General features: G+C 70.1%; 14 protein-coding genes, 1 pseudogene and 2 riboswitches. Of the genes and pseudogenes, 8 read left to right on the top strand and 7 right to left on the bottom strand.

Going from position 1 to position 15,777, the window contains the following annotated elements:
• Positions 1-8 precede the first annotated feature (8 nt).
• Both BME24068_RS10175 and BME24068_RS10170 read right to left on the bottom strand, forming a co-directional pair.
• Positions 9-914: a nucleotidyl transferase AbiEii/AbiGii toxin family protein gene (locus tag BME24068_RS10175; protein WP_174925991.1), complete on the bottom strand. Its 906-nt coding sequence runs from the start codon at positions 912-914 to the stop codon at positions 9-11.
• On the bottom strand, positions 883-1,953 hold the full coding sequence (locus tag BME24068_RS10170) for a type IV toxin-antitoxin system AbiEi family antitoxin (RefSeq protein ID WP_174926079.1): 1,071 nt from the start codon (positions 1,951-1,953) through the stop codon (positions 883-885). Before BME24068_RS10170 ends, BME24068_RS10175 begins: the two co-directional genes overlap by 32 nt.
• Before the next feature lie 358 nt (positions 1,954-2,311).
• On the opposite strand from BME24068_RS10170, the gene BME24068_RS10165 reads away from it, so the two are divergent.
• The 3 genes from BME24068_RS10165 (at position 2,312) to BME24068_RS10155 (ending at position 4,121) form a co-directional block, all read left to right on the top strand.
• Complete coding sequence (locus BME24068_RS10165; RefSeq protein ID WP_174925990.1) at positions 2,312-3,475, top strand: M20 aminoacylase family protein; 1,164 nt, start codon at positions 2,312-2,314, stop codon at positions 3,473-3,475.
• Positions 3,476-3,586: 111 nt separating this feature from the next.
• Complete coding sequence (locus tag BME24068_RS10160; RefSeq protein ID WP_174925989.1) at positions 3,587-3,832, top strand: type II toxin-antitoxin system ParD family antitoxin; 246 nt, start codon at positions 3,587-3,589, stop codon at positions 3,830-3,832.
• Positions 3,822-4,121, top strand: a complete 300-nt coding sequence (locus BME24068_RS10155; protein ID WP_174925988.1) for a type II toxin-antitoxin system RelE/ParE family toxin — start codon at positions 3,822-3,824, stop codon at positions 4,119-4,121. The genes BME24068_RS10160 and BME24068_RS10155 overlap by 11 nt, the downstream gene beginning before the upstream one ends.
• Before the next feature lie 34 nt (positions 4,122-4,155).
• Here the strand turns inward: BME24068_RS10155 and BME24068_RS10150 are convergent, their stop codons facing one another.
• Genes BME24068_RS10150 through cobA form a run of 4 tightly spaced genes read right to left on the bottom strand, consistent with a single transcriptional unit; the run spans position 4,156 to position 7,287 of the window.
• A complete protein-coding gene (locus BME24068_RS10150; RefSeq protein WP_174925987.1) occupies positions 4,156-5,460 on the bottom strand; it encodes a cobyrinic acid a,c-diamide synthase CobB in 1,305 nt (434 codons plus the stop codon).
• Positions 5,461-5,463: 3 nt separating this feature from the next.
• Positions 5,464-6,066, bottom strand: coding sequence for a cob(I)yrinic acid a,c-diamide adenosyltransferase (gene cobO / locus BME24068_RS10145; protein WP_096505334.1), 603 nt, complete (start codon positions 6,064-6,066; stop codon positions 5,464-5,466).
• Positions 6,067-6,100: 34 nt separating this feature from the next.
• Positions 6,101-6,478 (bottom strand): cobalamin biosynthesis protein, encoded by a 378-nt coding sequence (locus BME24068_RS10140; RefSeq protein WP_174925986.1) that lies wholly within the window; start codon positions 6,476-6,478, stop codon positions 6,101-6,103.
• Positions 6,475-7,287, bottom strand: coding sequence for a uroporphyrinogen-III C-methyltransferase (cobA, locus tag BME24068_RS10135; protein WP_174926078.1), 813 nt, complete (start codon positions 7,285-7,287; stop codon positions 6,475-6,477). The genes BME24068_RS10140 and cobA overlap by 4 nt, the downstream gene beginning before the upstream one ends.
• 110 nt (positions 7,288-7,397) lie before the next feature.
• Positions 7,398-7,634, bottom strand: a riboswitch (cobalamin riboswitch).
• 125 nt (positions 7,635-7,759) lie between these two features.
• Positions 7,760-8,025, top strand: a riboswitch (cobalamin riboswitch).
• Between the two features lie 330 nt (positions 8,026-8,355).
• On the opposite strand from cobA, the gene cobW reads away from it, so the two are divergent.
• The 5 genes from cobW to BME24068_RS10110 all read left to right on the top strand — a co-directional run bounded on the left by cobW (position 8,356) and on the right by BME24068_RS10110 (position 15,581).
• The gene (cobW, locus tag BME24068_RS10130) at positions 8,356-9,444 is read left to right on the top strand and encodes a cobalamin biosynthesis protein CobW (protein ID WP_174925985.1); all 1,089 of its coding nucleotides are present in this window, start codon (positions 8,356-8,358) and stop codon (positions 9,442-9,444) included.
• Between the two features lie 6 nt (positions 9,445-9,450).
• Positions 9,451-13,296, top strand: coding sequence for a cobaltochelatase subunit CobN (cobN, locus tag BME24068_RS10125; RefSeq protein ID WP_174925984.1), 3,846 nt, complete (start codon positions 9,451-9,453; stop codon positions 13,294-13,296).
• On the top strand, positions 13,293-14,378 hold the full coding sequence (locus tag BME24068_RS10120; protein WP_174925983.1) for a magnesium chelatase ATPase subunit I: 1,086 nt from the start codon (positions 13,293-13,295) through the stop codon (positions 14,376-14,378). Before cobN ends, BME24068_RS10120 begins: the two co-directional genes overlap by 4 nt.
• 68 nt (positions 14,379-14,446) lie before the next feature.
• On the top strand, positions 14,447-15,061 hold the full coding sequence (locus BME24068_RS10115; RefSeq protein ID WP_174925982.1) for a vWA domain-containing protein: 615 nt from the start codon (positions 14,447-14,449) through the stop codon (positions 15,059-15,061).
• Positions 15,062-15,128: 67 nt separating this feature from the next.
• Positions 15,129-15,581 carry a YaiI/YqxD family protein gene (locus BME24068_RS10110; protein ID WP_124604742.1) on the top strand — a complete coding sequence of 151 codons (453 nt, stop codon included), beginning with the start codon at positions 15,129-15,131 and terminating at the stop codon, positions 15,579-15,581.
• Between the two features lie 7 nt (positions 15,582-15,588).
• On the opposite strand, the pseudogene BME24068_RS35370 reads toward BME24068_RS10110, so the two are convergent.
• A pseudogene (locus BME24068_RS35370) lies at positions 15,589-15,744 on the bottom strand (elongation factor P maturation arginine rhamnosyltransferase EarP); the annotation flags it as partial.
• Positions 15,745-15,777 lie beyond the last annotated feature (33 nt).

Raw genomic sequence — 15,777 nt, 5'->3', positions numbered from 1 at the left:
GCGTCGCGTCACACGTGGCCGGTGGCCGGGCCGGCAAGAAAAGCGCCACGGAACGCATCGAGATACCGGTCCGCGTCGTCGTCGAATTCACCCGGCAACAGCGCGAACGCACGTGCCAGCAGGTCCTGCCCGAGCATCGCGTAAATCGCGTCGTCGGATAACAGCGCGTGAATGGCGTCGTGCGTGTGCGGCAACGCAATCCGTTTCGCATCGCGCGCCAGCAACGCCGCCGCCGCCAGCTCCGGCTGGAAACCGTGCCGTTCCACCAGATCGGGCGCGACGTCCCAGATCCGTTCGCGATTGCCCGCGTCGTGAAAATGCGTGAGCAGGAACAGCAGATCGTACGCGTCGCTGTTCTGGCGCGCGCGCCGGTCCTTCCAGGCAAGCAGTTTCAACAGCACGAGCGCCGGCAGGCTGGCCACCGGCACCACGACGCCCGCGCCGACCGACACGGGCAGCGCCGTCTCGACCGCCTCCTGGAAACCCAGCACGTTCAGCACGAATTCGCCGCCGGGCGGCCATGCGATTTCTCCGGGCGGCGTTTCGAGCGGCCCGAACGGCACGAGATCGAGCTCCGTGCGAAACCCCGGCATGCCGCTGTCGAACAGCAGCTTTTGCTGATGCTTCGGCGCGTGCGCGAATTGCCCGGTCGCGACGAGCGCATCGACGAGCTGCGCGTGAGACGGCCAGCTCACCGCGCACACCGCGACGTCGACGTCCCGCGTCGCGCGTACCGGCCGGATGCCGTGGACGTGCCACATCAGGATGTCGCGCGCGGTTGCGCCGGCGACGACGAATGCCGTGTCGAGCCGCGTGCAGGCCGCGCCGACCGCCCGCAGCAGCGCGAGCGCCGCCGGCTCGAGCGGCCGGCGCGGGTCGACTTCAAGCGGGCGGGTGGGCGAGGTATCGGTCATGGATCTGCTCGGCGGCGGCAAGATTGCGGCTGTCTCCGGACGAGACGAGATCCGCGTAGATCAGGAGCGGCGGCACGAGCGGCACATCCTGCTCGCGCCAGTCGAGTGCCGGCGACGGCGGCCAGAACGCTTCGAGCACCTCGACGTCGCCGCGCTCGTCCGGCCGCAGGCGCGCGTCGAGCAGCAGGCGGTTCGACACGGTGCCGTGCGTATAGACGGTGATCGCGGCCGGCTTCAGGTCGTGGGTCAGCAGGTCGGCTGCCGGTTCGCCGCCGAGCCGCGCATCGCACGCCGCGAAATCGAAGTCGCGCCACCAGTCGGGCGCAAGCGCGGCAAACCGCCGGGCCGGCAGTTTCGCGCGCAGCCGGCTCGGGTACAGCGCGACCCATTCCTGCACGAAGCGCGGCCAGTCGGGAATCAGGCGCGCGCCGTTGCGCCGCTGCGCGACGAGGCCGCGCGCAATCAGATCGTCCATCGCCAGATTGACCGTGCCGAGCGCGACGCCCGACCCGGCGGCGATCGCGCGATACGGCTGCGCGACGAGGCCCGGCTGCGTCGCGAGCGCGAACATCACGGCGAGCCCCTTGGGCGTCGTCGCGCGCGATGCCTGACGGCGCGGCGTGCGGGCAGGTTTCGGCCGGCCGGCGATCATCACGGTGGCCTCCGGCTGGATCAGGCTCGCATTGCCGGCCGTATCGAGAAACGGGATGTCGTGCTCGGTCAGGCGGGCGGCCAGCTCGGCCGAAAAGTACGGCGCGACCAGCATCAGCGGCCGCTCGCCCGGCGCCGGCGTGCCGCCGCGGCGACGCAGCGCCGCGAGCGCGCCCTGCAGCGATTCGACGCCGATGCTCACGGCCGCCGGCATCTCGAAAGTCTGGCCGGCGATGTCGAAACGGATCATTGCGTCGGCGCGCGCCTGGCAGGCCGCCGGCACGCGCACGGGCCGAGCATGGAAGCGTCGGGTCGCGCGCGCGAACGCGGCACAGGCCTCGTCGAGCACGTGCTGTTCCGATATCGGGAGGGGGGCGTTCGCGGGCATCACGGAGGATCGCTTGTTCACTGTTTTGTCAGTGTACACAAAAAATGTACAACCGTCAAAAAATGAACAAACGTTCTCAACTCTTTGATGTAAAGGAATTATTCCAGGGTAATGAGCGGCAACCACCGATAATCTCCGCATGAAAATCGATCCCGAACACACAGTGTCGGGTGGGCCGATCGCATGCGGTAGTCGTCCGGATGGGCAGCGCTTCCGGAAGCCGCGCGCTTCGTCCCGCGCCCGCATGATCAAGAGGCAACCAGCAGTTGTCGCCACGACGACTTTCTGTCTGTCCGGTTGCTGCTCAACGCACTATCCTTGCCTGCACATTCCCCACTGAACAACAGGAGACGACACCGTGACGCACAGCGTGATCCCCGCAGGCCTCGCCGACGAAATGATCGAGATCCGGCACCGCATCCATGCTCACCCCGAGCTGGGTTTCGAGGAATTCGCGACGAGCGACCTCGTGGCCGAGCAGTTGCAGGGGTGGGGCTACACGGTGCATCGCGGGCTCGGTGGCACGGGCGTCGTCGCGCAGTTGAAGGTCGGCAACGGCACGCAGCGCCTCGGCCTGCGCGCCGACATGGATGCGCTGCCGATCCACGAATCGACCGGCCTGCCGTACCAGAGCACGATCGCCGGCAAGATGCACGCGTGCGGCCACGACGGCCACACGGCGATGCTGCTCGCGGCCGCGAAGCACCTGGCGCGCGAGCGCCGTTTCTCCGGCACGCTGAACCTGATTTTCCAGCCGGCCGAAGAAGGGCTCGGCGGCGCGAAGCAAATGCTCGACGACGGGCTGTTCGAGCTGTTCCCGTGCGATGCGATCTTCGCGATGCACAACATGCCGGGTTTCCCGACGGGCAAGCTGGGCTTCCTGCCGGGGCCGTTCATGGCGTCGTCGGATACCGTGATCGTCGACGTGCAGGGGCGCGGCGGCCACGGCGCGGTGCCGCACAAGGCGATCGATCCGGTCGTCGTGTGCGCGCAGATCATCGTCGCGCTGCAGACGATCGTGTCGCGCAACGTGTCGCCGCTCGACATGGCGATCGTCACGGTCGGCGCGATCCACGCGGGCGAAGCGCCGAACGTGATTCCCGATCGCGCGCAGATGCGCCTGTCCGTGCGCGCGCTGAAGCCGGAGGTGCGCGACCTGCTCGAAACGCGCATCAAGGAAGTCGTTCACGCGCAGGCGGCCGTGTTCGGCGCGACCGCGACGATCGACTACCAGCGGCGCTACCCGGTACTCGTCAACGATGCGGAGATGACCGCGTTCGCACGCGGTGTCGCGCGCGAGTGGGTCGGCGAAGCGAACCTGATCGACGGGATGGTGCCGCTCACCGGCAGCGAGGATTTCGCGTTCCTGCTCGAGCAGCGGCCGGGCTGCTACCTGATCATCGGCAACGGCGACGGGGAGGGCGGCTGCATGGTGCACAACCCCGGCTACGACTTCAACGACGCGGCATTGCCGACCGGTGCGTCGTACTGGGTCAGGCTGGCCGAGACGTTTCTGGTGTGACGGATGGCGCGTGAGGTCCGGGGCTGTGCATGTGTGCGCTGGTCCCGACTGCCCGAGACCATATGTACCAAACTTTGGTATGTGATGATTGACTTGAGCAGGAGGTGACTCATGTCGCGGAACACATCCGTTTCCCTCGGTGACCACTTCGCCGAATTCGTCGATTCCCAAGTGCAATCAGGGCGATATGGCTCTGCGAGCGATGTCGTCCGAGCCGGTTTGCGACTCCTCGAATCCCATGAAACGCAGGTACGTGCGTTGCAAGAAGCGTTGAAGGCGGGCGAGGCCTCAGGAGCGCCCAGGCCATTCGATAGCGAGGCGTTCCTGACGCGCATGCGGGGATCCCATGGCGGTTAAGGGTCGGCAGCTTCAGCTGACCCCGCTGGCGGAACTCGATCTCGAAGACATTTGGCGCTATACCGCCGAGCATGGGTCGCTCGCGCAGGCGGACCATTACCACCGCGATCTGATCGCAACGATGGAAGCACTGGCGCACGGAGAAAAGGTCGGCCGGGCTTGCGCTGTTCGCGAGGGCTATTTCCGGTACGCGGTAAGTTCACACGTCGTTTTCTATCGCGAAACGGATGACACGCTCGATGTCATCCGGATTCCGCATCAGCGCATGGATATCGAGCGGCATCTGTAATCGCCGTCCCGGTGCCATTGCGACATCGGCCAAGCTAGAACGCGTCCCCGCCGAACAACGCCGCCGCCGCATCCGGATTCGACGGCCAGTACATGTGCATGTACGTCGCGACGATCGCGCCCGCGCGATAAACGGCTTCGCCGCTGCCGGCCTCGCCATCGGGCCGGGCGGCGGTCGCCACCGGCGCCAGCGGCGTAGCCAGCCGCGAATAATGAAACGTATGACCGCGCATCGGCCCGGTGCGCGTATCGAGCTGCTGCATCCCGAGCGCCGCGAACCGGCGCTGCATCGTCGCCTGGCCGGGCAGCAGTCCGAGCATCGGCGTCGTGACGCCGTCCACGTCGGTCAGCGACTCGCACAGATACACCATCCCGCCGCATTCCGCGACGATCGGCCGGCCGGCCGCCGCGTGCGCGCGAATCGTCCGCGCGGTCACGGCATGCGCCGCCAGCGTCGCCGCGTGCAGCTCCGGATACCCGCCCGGCAGGAACAGCGCATCGCAATCGTCGGGCACGGGTTCGTCGGCAAGCGGCGAAAAGAACCGCAACTGCGCGCCAAGCGCGTCGAGCAACGCGAGATTGGCCGGATAGATGAACGAGAACGCCGCATCGCGCGCGATCGCGATCCGCTTGCCGGCGAGCGCGCGCGGCAGCGGAGCGGCAACGCCCGGTTCCGCGAATGCGACGGCAGGCGGCAACTCGGCGAGCGTGGTGCGCGCGAGTACGTCGGCCGCGCGATCGAGCCGGGCGTCGAGATCGTCGATATCGGCCGGCTGGTGCAGCCCGAGATGCCGTTCCGGCAACGCGATGCCCGCATCGGCCGGCACGTGCCCGAGCCAGCGCAGGTCGTCGGGCAGCGCCTGCCGCAGCAGTTCCGCGTGTCGCGGCGAGCCGACGCGGTTCGCGAGCACGCCGTGAAACGGCACGCCGGGCCGGAAGCGCGCGAGCCCGAACGCGATCGCCGCGAACGTCTGCGCCATCGCCTTCGCGGAAATCACCGCGACGACCGGCACGCCGAACGCGGTCGCGAGATCGGCGCTGCTCGGCGTGCCGTCGAACAGCCCCATCACGCCTTCGATCAGGATCAGGTCGGCATCGCGCGCGGCCTCGGCGAGCAGCGCGCGGCAGCCGGCTTCGCCGACCATCCCGAGGTCCAGCGCATGCACGGGCGCGCCGCTCGCGCGTTCGAGCAGCATCGGATCGAGGAAATCGGGCCCGGTCTTGAACACGCGCACGCGCCGGCCGAGCCGCCGGTGCAGCCGCGCGAGGCCGGCCGTCACCGACGTCTTGCCCTGTCCGGACGCGGGCGCGCTGACGAGCAGCGCGGGGCAGGCCGGCATCGGTCAGAACTCCACGCCGCGCTGCGCCTTCACCCCTTGCTCCTTGTACGGATGCTTGACGAGCCGCATTTCGGTGACGAGATCGGCCGCGTCGATCAGCGCATCGGGCGCATGCCGCCCGGTGACGACGACGTGCACCGAATCCGGCCGCGCGGCGAGCGTCGCGAGCACTTCGTCGAGCGGCAGGTATTCGTACTTCAGCACGGTGTTCAACTCGTCGAGGATCACCATCCGGTATTCGCCGCTTTCGATCATCCGGCGCGCCTCGTCCCAGCCCTTGCGGGCGGTCGCGATGTCGGCGTCGCGGTTTTGCGTGTTCCACGTATAGCCGTCGCCCATCGTCACGAAGTCGCACTCCGCGACCGCACCGAGGAAATCGCGCTCGGACGTGTGCAGCGCGCCCTTGATGAACTGCACGACGCCGAGTCGCATGCCGTGGCCGAGCACGCGCACGGCCATGCCGAACGCGGCCGTGCTCTTGCCCTTGCCGTTGCCGGTGTTGACGATCAGCAGGCCCTTCTCGTGCGTGGCGGCGGCCTGCTTCTTTTCGTGGCCGGCGCGGCGGCGTTCGGTCATCCGTTGATGGGATTCGGCATCGGTCTTCATCGGGAGTCGTCCTGTCGAAAGCGAAACAAAGGGTTCAGAGCGGGCCGGCGAGCGCAACCGTCACGCCGCCCAGGATGGATTTGGGGCCGAGCAGCCGGCCACGCGGCGCCGCGAGCTGCGCACACGGTTCGGCCACGCCGGCGACACCGAAACGCGCGAGCGCGGCAGCCGACGGCGCGCTCGGCGCCGGTTCGGGACAATGCGCGAGCTGCGCCGCGTCGAACGCGACGAGCGGCCAGCCGCGCCGCGCGCACAGCGTGCGCAGCGCGCGCGCGCGGGCCTTGTCGGCGAGCGTCGCGACGACGGCCGGCTCGGCGTCCGGGTAGCGCGCGAGCGCCGCGCGGATCGCGGCGTCGAGTTGCGCGGCCGTCACGCCCGCGCGGAAACCGACGCCGAGCGCGACGCGCATCATGCGCCGCTCCCGCCAAGCGCCACGCGCACCGCCGGGTCGTCGGCGAGCGCCGCGACCCGGCCGATCACGACGATCGCGGGCGAACCGATACCGGTCGCGCCGACGCGTTCGACCACCGTATCGAGCGTCGCGAGCACGTGCCGCTGCCCGTCACGCGTCGCGTTCTCGATCGCCGCGCACGGCGTGTCGCCGGCCAGCCCGCCGTCGCGCAGCGCGGCCGCGATCGCATCGAGCCGGCGAATGCCCATGTAGATCACGATCGTCATGCGCGTGGCGGCCAGCGCGCGCCAGTCGGGTTCGTCGGCGCCCGCGCCGTGGCCCGTGACGAAGATCACGCCCTGCGCATCGCCGCGATGCGTGACCGGAATGCCGAGCGCGGCCGGCGCGGCAATGCCGGCCGTGATGCCGTTGACGACTTCGACCGGGAAACCGGCCGCGCCGAGCGCGAGCAGTTCCTCGCCGCCGCGGCCGAACACGAACGGATCGCCGCCCTTGAGCCGCGCGACGCTGCGGCCCGCGCGCAGGTGCGCGAGCATCGCGGCGACGATCGCGTCCTGCGGCGTCGACGCATGGCCGCCGCGCTTGCCGACCTGCTCGATGCGCGCATCGGCGCGCGCGTGGCGCAGCACGTCGGGGTTCACGAGATCGTCGACGAGCAGCACGTCGGCCGCGGCGATCGCGCGCACGGCCTTCAGCGTCAGCAGATCGGCATCGCCCGGGCCGGCGCCGACGAGCCAGGCGCGGCTCATCGCGTGCGGCACGGCGCGCACCGTGTCGAAACAGTGGAAAGGGGAAAGCGGGCGGCGCATCGGCTGCCGACGGACAGGCAAGACATGATTGATCGAGCGAAGCCCGCGCGAGCGCGGGCGGAATGCGCACCCCATCCGTCCCCCGCGGATCGGGCGTTCGGCGAGCCTCGGGCTCGCCCCTTGCGTCGGCCGGTATCCGGGCTGGCCGCTTGCCAGGCCGCAGCCTTCCCGCCCGCTGAAGGGCAGTGGCATCGCGGGCGGCCTGGGCGCGTGCGCGGCAAGCGCGGCGCGCGGGCGGCGTACCGTTGCGGGGACAGCACAGGCCGGGCGGACATCCGCCTCCTGTTTCCCGTTTAACTGCATGCGCGCAAATGCGCGTGCGAGCACCGAACGCGGCGCATACGATAGCACAGCGACCGATCCGCGCGAACCCGCCGCGCGGGCGCCGGAGGCGGCCTTGCGCGCGGCGCCGCGGCCATGCCGAACGCCCGGCGGCGGCCCGTTTCGCCTTGACGCTCCCCGCACCGCCGCCTACACTCGCACGCGTTTTGGTGCTCGCGCGCGCTCCTCCGGCGTGCGCAGTTAAACGGGAAACAGGGAGCGTGACTGCACCGCAGTCGAGCCAACCTGTGCTGCCCCCGCAACGGTAAGCGAACGCGTCGCGCGCAAGCGCCACGCAGCGCCGCTTCGCCGCATGCCCGCCGCATGCGGACGACCGCCACTGGATGCCGCGCGCATCCGGGAAGGCGAAGCGGCGTGTTCGTCAGCCCGGATACCGGCCGAGACATTGGGGTTCAGCGCCGCGGGGAGGCGGCGCATCGTCCACGGCCGCAGCACGCCCGACGCCCGAACGTTTCCCGCTTCCTCCGCCGATCGGCCCGCCGCGCATGCGCGCCCGGGCCGGCGCGGCGAGCGGCAGGCGGCGCGGGCAGGGCAGCGACGGCCGTGTTGGCATTCACCATGTCGACCGTTCGCAAGGAAGCGTCATGTCCGATTCGTCGTTCCGTCCGTTCCGCGGCCGTCCGTCCGGACTGCGCCGCACGATCCCCGCGATCCGCCAGATGACATGCCGCGCCGCATTCGGCTCGACGATCCCGGCCTGATTCCATTTTCGACACAGGATCTACCATGACTATGCGCAAGCTGCCCGTCACGATCGTCACGGGCTTTCTCGGCAGCGGCAAGACCACGCTGATGCGCCACATCCTGCAGCACGCCGAAGGCCGCCGCATCGCGGTGATCGTCAACGAGTTCGGCGAGCTCGGCATCGACGGCGAGATCCTCAAGGGCTGCGGCATCGGCTGCGACGACGCAAACGGCGCGCCGGGCGAAGCGTCGGGCCAGCTGTACGAACTCGCGAACGGCTGCCTGTGCTGCACCGTGCAGGAAGAGTTCTATCCGGTGATGGAGGCGCTCGTCGAGCGCCGCGCCGACATCGACCACGTGCTGATCGAAACGTCGGGCCTCGCGTTGCCGAAGCCGCTCGTGCAGGCGTTCAACTGGCCGACGATCCGCAGCAGCTTCACGGTCGACGCGGTCGTGACCGTCGTCGACGGGCCGGCCGCCGCGAGCGGCCAGTTCGCGGAGAATCCGCAGGCCGTCGACGCGCAGCGCCGCGCCGATCCGAACCTCGACCACGAATCGCCGCTGCACGAACTGTTCGCCGATCAACTGTCGTCGGCCGATCTCGTGATCGTGAACAAGGCCGATCTCGTCGGCGACGCGCAGTTCGCCGAAGTCGAAGCCGCGATCCGCGAAGAGATCCCGCCGCAGGTGAAGATCGTGCGCGCGACGCGCGGCGAACTGGATCTCGCGATGCTGCTCGGGCTCGAATCGGCGTCGGAGGACACGATCCATCTGCGTCACGACCATCACGGCTCGGCCGACGACGGCGATCACGACCACCATCACGACGATTTCGATTCGGTCGTCGTGTCGGGCGATGCGGGTTCGCGCGACGCGACGATCGCCGCGCTGCAGCGTGTCGTCGAGACGCATACGATCTACCGCGCGAAAGGCTTCGCCGCGCTGCCCGATGCGCCGATGCGGCTCGTGATCCAGGGCGTCGGCCGGCGTTTCGACAGCTATTTCGATCGTCGCTGGCAGGATGGCGAAACGCGCGCGAGCCGCTTCGTGCTGATCGGCGAGGATCTCGACGCGGCCGCGCTGCAACGCGCGTTCGACGCCGCGTGCGCGGCCCGGACGCAACAGGCGTAACGCACGATGCATTTGCTGCGCACCACGCCGGGCGGCTTCGTCGACGATACGCAAGGCGTCGTCCGGATCGACCAGCAGCCGGCCGACATCGTGATCCTGAGCTCGGCCGACACGACGCTGTCGCTGCTGGCAAGCGTCGTGCCGACGATGCCGGCGGGTTTTCCGAGCGTCCGGCTCGCGAACGTCACGTTCCTGCGGCAGCCGGCGTCGGTCGATTTCTATGTCGACGACGTGCTGCGTCACGCGAAGACGGTCGTGATCGACCATCTCGGCGGCGAAGCGTACTGGCCGTACGGGATCGAGCAGGCCGTGTCGCTCGCGTCGAAACGGAAGCAGCAGCTCGCGATGTTCTCGGGCGACCTGCAGGAAGACCCGAACCTCGTCGCGAAGAGCACGGTCACGCCGGATCAGTGCCGGCTGTGGTGGCGCTACCTGCGCGAAGGCGGGCTGCACAACGCCGCGGCGCTGCTGCGCAGCATTGCATTCCATACGCTCGGGTTTGGCGACGAGCCCGAACCGCCGCGGCCGCTGCCGGCCGCGGCGCTGTATCACCCGGCACGCGACACGGCGAGCGTCGACGACTGGCGGGCGCGCTGGACGCCCGGCGCGCCCGTCGTCGCGATCCTGTTCTATCGCGCCCACTGGCAGGCCGCGAACACCGCCGTGTTCGACGCACTCGCCGATGCGCTCGTGCGCGAAGGGCTCAATCCGCTGCCGATCGCGGTCACGTCGCTGAAGGACGCGGTGAGCCGCGAGGTCATCACGCAGCTCTGCGACACGCACGACGTCGCGCTCGTATTGAACACCACCGCGTTCGCGGCGGGCGCGATCGACAGCCCCGAACCCGACGTGCTGGCCGGCGACGCGCCCGTGCTGCAGGTGATCCTGTCCGGCGGCAATCGCGACGCGTGGGTGGCCGACAACCAGGGGCTGCATGCACGCGACATCGCGATGCACATCGCGCTGCCCGAAGTCGACGGGCGCATCGTCACGCGCGCGGTGAGCTTCAAGGGGCTCGCGTATCGTTGCCCGCACACCGAAGTCGACGTCGTGCGCTATCAGCCGGATGCCGAGCGGATCGCGTTCGTCGCGGCGCTCGCGCGCGGCTGGTGCCGGCTGCGCACGCTCGACAATGCCGACAAACGCATCGCGCTGATTCTCGCGAACTATCCGCACAGCGAAGGGCGGATCGGCAACGGCGTCGGGCTCGATACGCCGGCGTCCGCGCTGCGCGTGCTCTCGGCGTTGCGCGACGCGGGCTACGCGGTAGCCGAATTGCCGGCCGACGGCGACGCGCTGATCGCGCGGCTCACCGAAGGCGTGACCAACGACCCGGCCGTGCACGCACTGCGCCCGGCGTTCCAGAGCTTCGCGCTGGCCGACTACGTCGCGCATTTCGCGCGGCTGCCGGCCGCGGTGCGCGACGCGCTGAACGAACGCTGGGGACCGCCCGAAGCCGACCCGACGCTGCGGCACGGGCGCTTCACGATCGCCGGCTGGCGCGCGGGCCACGTGTTCGTCGGCATCCAGCCGTCGCGCTCGCGCGACGAGAACGACTATGCGAGCTACCACGATGCGGACCTCGTGCCGCCGCACGCGTATCTCGCGTTCTATTTCTGGCTGCGCGATGCATTCGGCATCGACGCGGTCATCCACCTCGGCAAGCACGGCAACCTCGAATGGCTGCCGGGCAAGAGCGTCGCGCTGTCCGACGCGTGCTGGCCCGACCTGACGCTCGGGCCGCTGCCGCACCTGTATCCGTTCATCGTCAACGATCCGGGCGAGGGCAGCCAGGCGAAGCGCCGCGCACAGGCCGTGATCGTCGATCACCTGATGCCGCCGCTCACGCGCGCGGAAAACTACGGCCCGCTGCAGGATCTCGAGCGGCAGGTCGACGAATACTACGAAGCGTTGATGGTCGATGCGCGGCGCGCGAAGCTGCTGCGCAAGACCATCCTCGCGACGATCGCCGAGCATCGGCTGCACGACGAGCTGAGCGTATCGCCGCCGCGCGACACGGGCGACGAGGATGCGTTGCTCACGCGCGTCGATGCGTGGCTGTGCGAACTGAAGGAAGCGCAGATCCGCGACGGGCTGCACGTGTTCGGTGCGTCGCCCGCCGAGCGCCAGCGGCGCGACACGCTGCTCGCGCTCGCGCGCTTTCCGGTCGGCGACGGCAAGGGCGAACGGGCCGGGCTGATCGGTGCGCTCGCGCGCGATCTCGCGCTCGGCGACGGTTTCGATCCGCTCGCGGCCGACTGGGCCGCACCGTGGGCCGGGCCGCGGCCGCCGGTCCTGCAGGCGCTCGATGCGTCGCCGTGGCGTCATGCCGGCGATACGCGCGAGCGGCTCGAATGGCTCGCGCAGCGGTGGCTCGACGGGCTGAGCCCGGCCGCTTGCGGCGACGACGGCCATCCCGGTGCTTCCGGTGCTTCCGGTGCTTCCGGCATCGACATACCACCGCCCGGCGAATGGCCGCACACGCTCGCGGTGATCGACCGCGTGCGCGCGACGCTGATCCCCGCGCTCGACGCGTGCGGCGGCGAGGAAATGCGCCAGTTGCTGCGCGGGCTCGACGGCCGCTTCGTGCCGCCGGGGCCGAGCGGTTCGCCGTCGCGCGGCCGTCCCGACGTGCTGCCCACGGGCCGCAACTTCTACTCGGTCGACACGCGCGCGGTGCCGACGCAGGCCGCGTGGTCGCTCGGACTGAAATCCGCGCAGCAGCTGATCGAGCGCCATCTGCAGGATCACGGCGACTATCCGCGCGCGATCGGGCTGTCGGTCTGGGGCACCGCGACGATGCGCACCGGCGGCGACGATATCGCGCAGGCGTTCGCGCTCATCGGCGTGCGGCCGAAATGGGCGCACGGCAGCCATCGCGTGACCGACTTCGAGATCCTGCCGATCGAGATCTTCGACCGGCCGCGCATCGACGTGACGCTGCGCGTGTCGGGCTTCTTCCGCGATGCGTTCCCGAACCTGATGCACCTGTTCGACGCGGCCGTGCAGGCGGTTGCCGCGCTCGACGAGCCCGAGGCGCTGAACCCGATCCGCGCGCGCATCGAGCGCGAACGCGAGCAGTGGCTCGCGCAGGGCGTCGCGCCCGACGAAGCACGGCGCCGCGCCGGCTGGCGCGTGTTCGGCGCGCGGCCGGGCAGCTACGGCGCGGGCCTGCAGGACCTGATCGACCAGCGCCGCTGGCAGACCGACGCCGATCTCGCCGACGCGTACCGGCAGTGGGGCGGCCATGCCTACACGCAAAACAGCGCGGGCGATGCCGCGCCCGACGTGTTCGGCGAGCGGCTCGCGACGATCGACGTCGTCGTGCAGAACCAGGACAGCCGCGAGCACGACATCCTCGATTCGAACGACTACTACCAGTTCCAGGGCGGGATGACGGCGGCCGTGCGGCACCTGTCCGGGCAGCAGCCGAGCATCTATCACGGCGACCATGCGAACCCGGTCGCGCCGAAGATGCGCACGCTGCGCGAGGAAATCGCGCGCGTGATCCGCTCGCGCGTCGTCAACCCGAAATGGCTCGACGGCGTGAAGCGTCACGGCTACAAGGGCGCGGCCGAAATGGCCGCGACTGTCGACTATCTGTACGGCTATGACGCGACCGCGCGCGTGCTGTCGGATCACCAGTACGCGCTCGTCGCCGACGCCTACCTGTTCGACGACGACACGCGCGCGTTCCTCGAACGGCACAACCCGAAGGCGCTGCACGGCATCTGCGAACGCTTCGTCGAAGCGATGCAGCGCGGGCTGTGGCAACAGCCGGGCGACTATCGCGAGCGGATCGAAGCGGTCTGGCTCGCGAGCGAACAACTGCAGGAAGGAGGACGGCGATGACCGATTCGACGACACACCGCGCCCGCGCGGTGTTCCCGTTCACGGCACTGGTTGCGCAGCAGCCGTTGCAGCAGGCACTGCTGCTCGCGGCGATCGACCCGTCGCTCGGCGGCGTGCTCGTCAGCGGGCCGCGCGGCACCGCGAAATCGACCGCCGCACGCGCGCTCGCGGAGCTGCTGCCCGAAGGCGAGTTCGTCACGCTGCCGCTGTCGGCGAGCGACGAGCAGGTGACGGGCACGCTCGACCTCGCGCATGCGCTCGCCGAAAACGGCGTGCGCTTCCGGCCGGGGCTGCTGGCCCGCGCGCATCGCGGCGTGCTGTATGTCGACGAGGTGAACCTGCTCGCCGACGGGCTCGTCGATACGCTGCTCGACGTCGCCGCGAGCGGCGTGAACGTGGTCGAACGCGATGGCGTGTCGCATGCGCACGATGCGCGCTTCGTGCTGGTCGGCACGATGAATCCCGAGGAAGGCGAACTGCGTCCGCAACTGCTCGACCGCTTCGGGCTGATGGTCGAGCTCGAGAACTGCTTCGATGCCGCGCAGCGCGAACGGATCGTGAAGGCGCGGCTGGCGTTCGATCTCGATCCCGGCGCGTTTCGCGCGCGTCACGCGACTGCGCAGCATGAACTCGGCGACCGGATTCGTGCGGCGCGGGCGCGCCTGGCGACGCTGGATTTCGACGATGCGGTGCATGCGCGCGTCAGCGCGCTGTGCATCGATGCGGCCGTCGACGGGCTGCGCGCCGATCTCGTGATGCTGCGCGCCGCGCGGGCCCTTGCCGCGCTGGAGCAGGCCGATGCGGTGACGGTGTCGCACGTGGAACGCGTGGCCGACGCGGTGCTGCGGCACCGGCGCCATGCCGGTGCGCCGCCGTCGTCCGGCGCGTCACCGGCGAATGACGGGCGCCGCGATCAGCACGATCGATCGCCGCCGGACACGCGCCGGCAGCCTGGCGAACCGCCGGGCGCAGCAAAGCACGACGCCACCGCATCGCAAGGCGACTGGGGCTATCTGCCGCCCGAGCCGGCCGGGCTGCGCGACGTGAAACGCGTCGTGCCGCTGCCGCTAAAAAAACGCTGAGCCATCGAGCCGACGCCGCCGCGAACGCCATTCGCGGTCCTCGATGGCATTCAGGCGCGGCCGCGCGCGTGCCGGGCACCGCGCGCTCGGGCACGGCCGTTGCGTGGCCCGCGACGCTCGCCGCGAAGCGCGGCGGCCCGCTGCATGCGACGCATCTGCGCTTTCGCCAACAGGCCGGCGCGCCGCGTGCGCTGCATTGCTTCGTGCTCGACTGTTCGGCGTCGATGCTGTCGCACGACCGGCTCGCGCTCGCGAAAGGGTTGATCGTCGCGTATTTCGACCAGGCCGCGCGTGAGCGCATGGAAACCGCGCTGATCTGCTTCGGCGGCAACGGTGCCGCGCGCCGCTTCGGCCCGGCGGTGCCGCGCTGGTGGAATGCGCGCTGGCTCGAACCGGTCGGCGGCGGCGGCGGCACGCCGCTCGCGGACGGCATCGCCGCCGCCGTGCAACTGCTCGCGCGCGACGCGCGGCGCACGCCGGCGCCGGACAAGCAGCGCTGGCTGTGGGTGCTGTCCGACGGGCGCACGCGTGAGACGCCGCCGAAACCGGCAGCCGCCGATCACGTCGTGTTCGTCGACTTCGACGATGCGGCCGTGCGGATCGGGCAGGGCGAACGGCTCGCCGGCGCATGGGGCGCGCACTGGGTGACGGCCGAATCGCTTTGCCGCGGATTGACCGGTTGATCGACGGCGCAGGCCGATGGTCGGCGCTGCGCTATGATCGCCGTTTCTGCTTACCGGAACGCCTGCCATGCAAGTACTCGTCGATGCCGACGCGTGTCCCGCCGTCGTCAAGGACATGCTGTTTCGCGCCGCGCGTCGTGCCGAGATCTGCGTAACGCTGGTCGCGAACCAGTTTCTGCGCACGCCGCCGTCGCCGTTCATCAAGGCGCTGCAGGTGCCGGCCGGCTTCGACGTGGCCGATGCGCGGATCGTCGAACTCGCGGAGGCGGGCGATCTCGTGATCACCGCCGACATCCCGCTGGCCGCCGCCGTCCTCGACAAGGGCGCGCATGCGCTCGACCCGCGCGGCAACTGGTTCAGCCGCGAGAACATCGAGGAACGCCTGTCGACGCGCGCGATGATGGATCAGTTGCGCAGCGCGGGGATCGACACCGGCGGCCCGGCGCCGTTCAGCGCACGCGACGGCAAGGCGTTCGCGTCGCAGCTCGACCGCTTTCTTGCGCGCCACGGCAAGCCGTAACCGCACGCCGCGCGCGGCACGTCGGAAGCGCGTCGGCGAGGCCCGCCGACCCATGCGCGAGCGCCGCGTCGAGCTTCGGCAGATGCGCATCGTCCGACCGCGGGCGGAGGTGCCGTACGCACGGCTTGCGCGGGAAGCGCGATACGCCACCGGTTTCGCCCCGGCGCCTTGATGGCGGCAGGGTGCGGTTTTTCGC

The sequence above is a fragment of the Burkholderia anthina genome, from assembly GCF_902498995.1.
In the GTDB taxonomy this organism is placed as follows: Bacteria; Pseudomonadota; Gammaproteobacteria; order Burkholderiales; family Burkholderiaceae; genus Burkholderia; species Burkholderia anthina.
The sequence above is the reverse complement of the archived record's forward strand: the minus strand, read 5'-3'. Positions and strand labels throughout refer to the sequence as shown.

What these genes read in the sequence shown, in the direction of transcription:
- BME24068_RS10175 (WP_174925991.1), bottom strand. Translation starts at nt 914, where the DNA reads ATGACCGATACCTCGCCCACCCGCCCGCTTGAAGTCGACCCGCGCCGG.
- BME24068_RS10170 (WP_174926079.1), bottom strand. Translation starts at nt 1,953, where the DNA reads ATGCCCGCGAACGCCCCCCTCCCGATATCGGAACAGCACGTGCTCGAC.
- BME24068_RS10160 (WP_174925989.1), top strand. Translation starts at nt 3,587, where the DNA reads ATGTCGCGGAACACATCCGTTTCCCTCGGTGACCACTTCGCCGAATTC.
- BME24068_RS10155 (WP_174925988.1), top strand. Translation starts at nt 3,822, where the DNA reads ATGGCGGTTAAGGGTCGGCAGCTTCAGCTGACCCCGCTGGCGGAACTC.
- BME24068_RS10150 (WP_174925987.1), bottom strand. Translation starts at nt 5,460, where the DNA reads ATGCCGGCCTGCCCCGCGCTGCTCGTCAGCGCGCCCGCGTCCGGACAG.
- cobO (WP_096505334.1), bottom strand. Translation starts at nt 6,066, where the DNA reads ATGAAGACCGATGCCGAATCCCATCAACGGATGACCGAACGCCGCCGC.
- BME24068_RS10140 (WP_174925986.1), bottom strand. Translation starts at nt 6,478, where the DNA reads ATGATGCGCGTCGCGCTCGGCGTCGGTTTCCGCGCGGGCGTGACGGCC.
- cobA (WP_174926078.1), bottom strand. Translation starts at nt 7,287, where the DNA reads ATGCGCCGCCCGCTTTCCCCTTTCCACTGTTTCGACACGGTGCGCGCC.
- cobW (WP_174925985.1), top strand. Translation starts at nt 8,356, where the DNA reads ATGACTATGCGCAAGCTGCCCGTCACGATCGTCACGGGCTTTCTCGGC.
- cobN (WP_174925984.1), top strand. Translation starts at nt 9,451, where the DNA reads ATGCATTTGCTGCGCACCACGCCGGGCGGCTTCGTCGACGATACGCAA.
- BME24068_RS10120 (WP_174925983.1), top strand. Translation starts at nt 13,293, where the DNA reads ATGACCGATTCGACGACACACCGCGCCCGCGCGGTGTTCCCGTTCACG.
- BME24068_RS10110 (WP_124604742.1), top strand. Translation starts at nt 15,129, where the DNA reads ATGCAAGTACTCGTCGATGCCGACGCGTGTCCCGCCGTCGTCAAGGAC.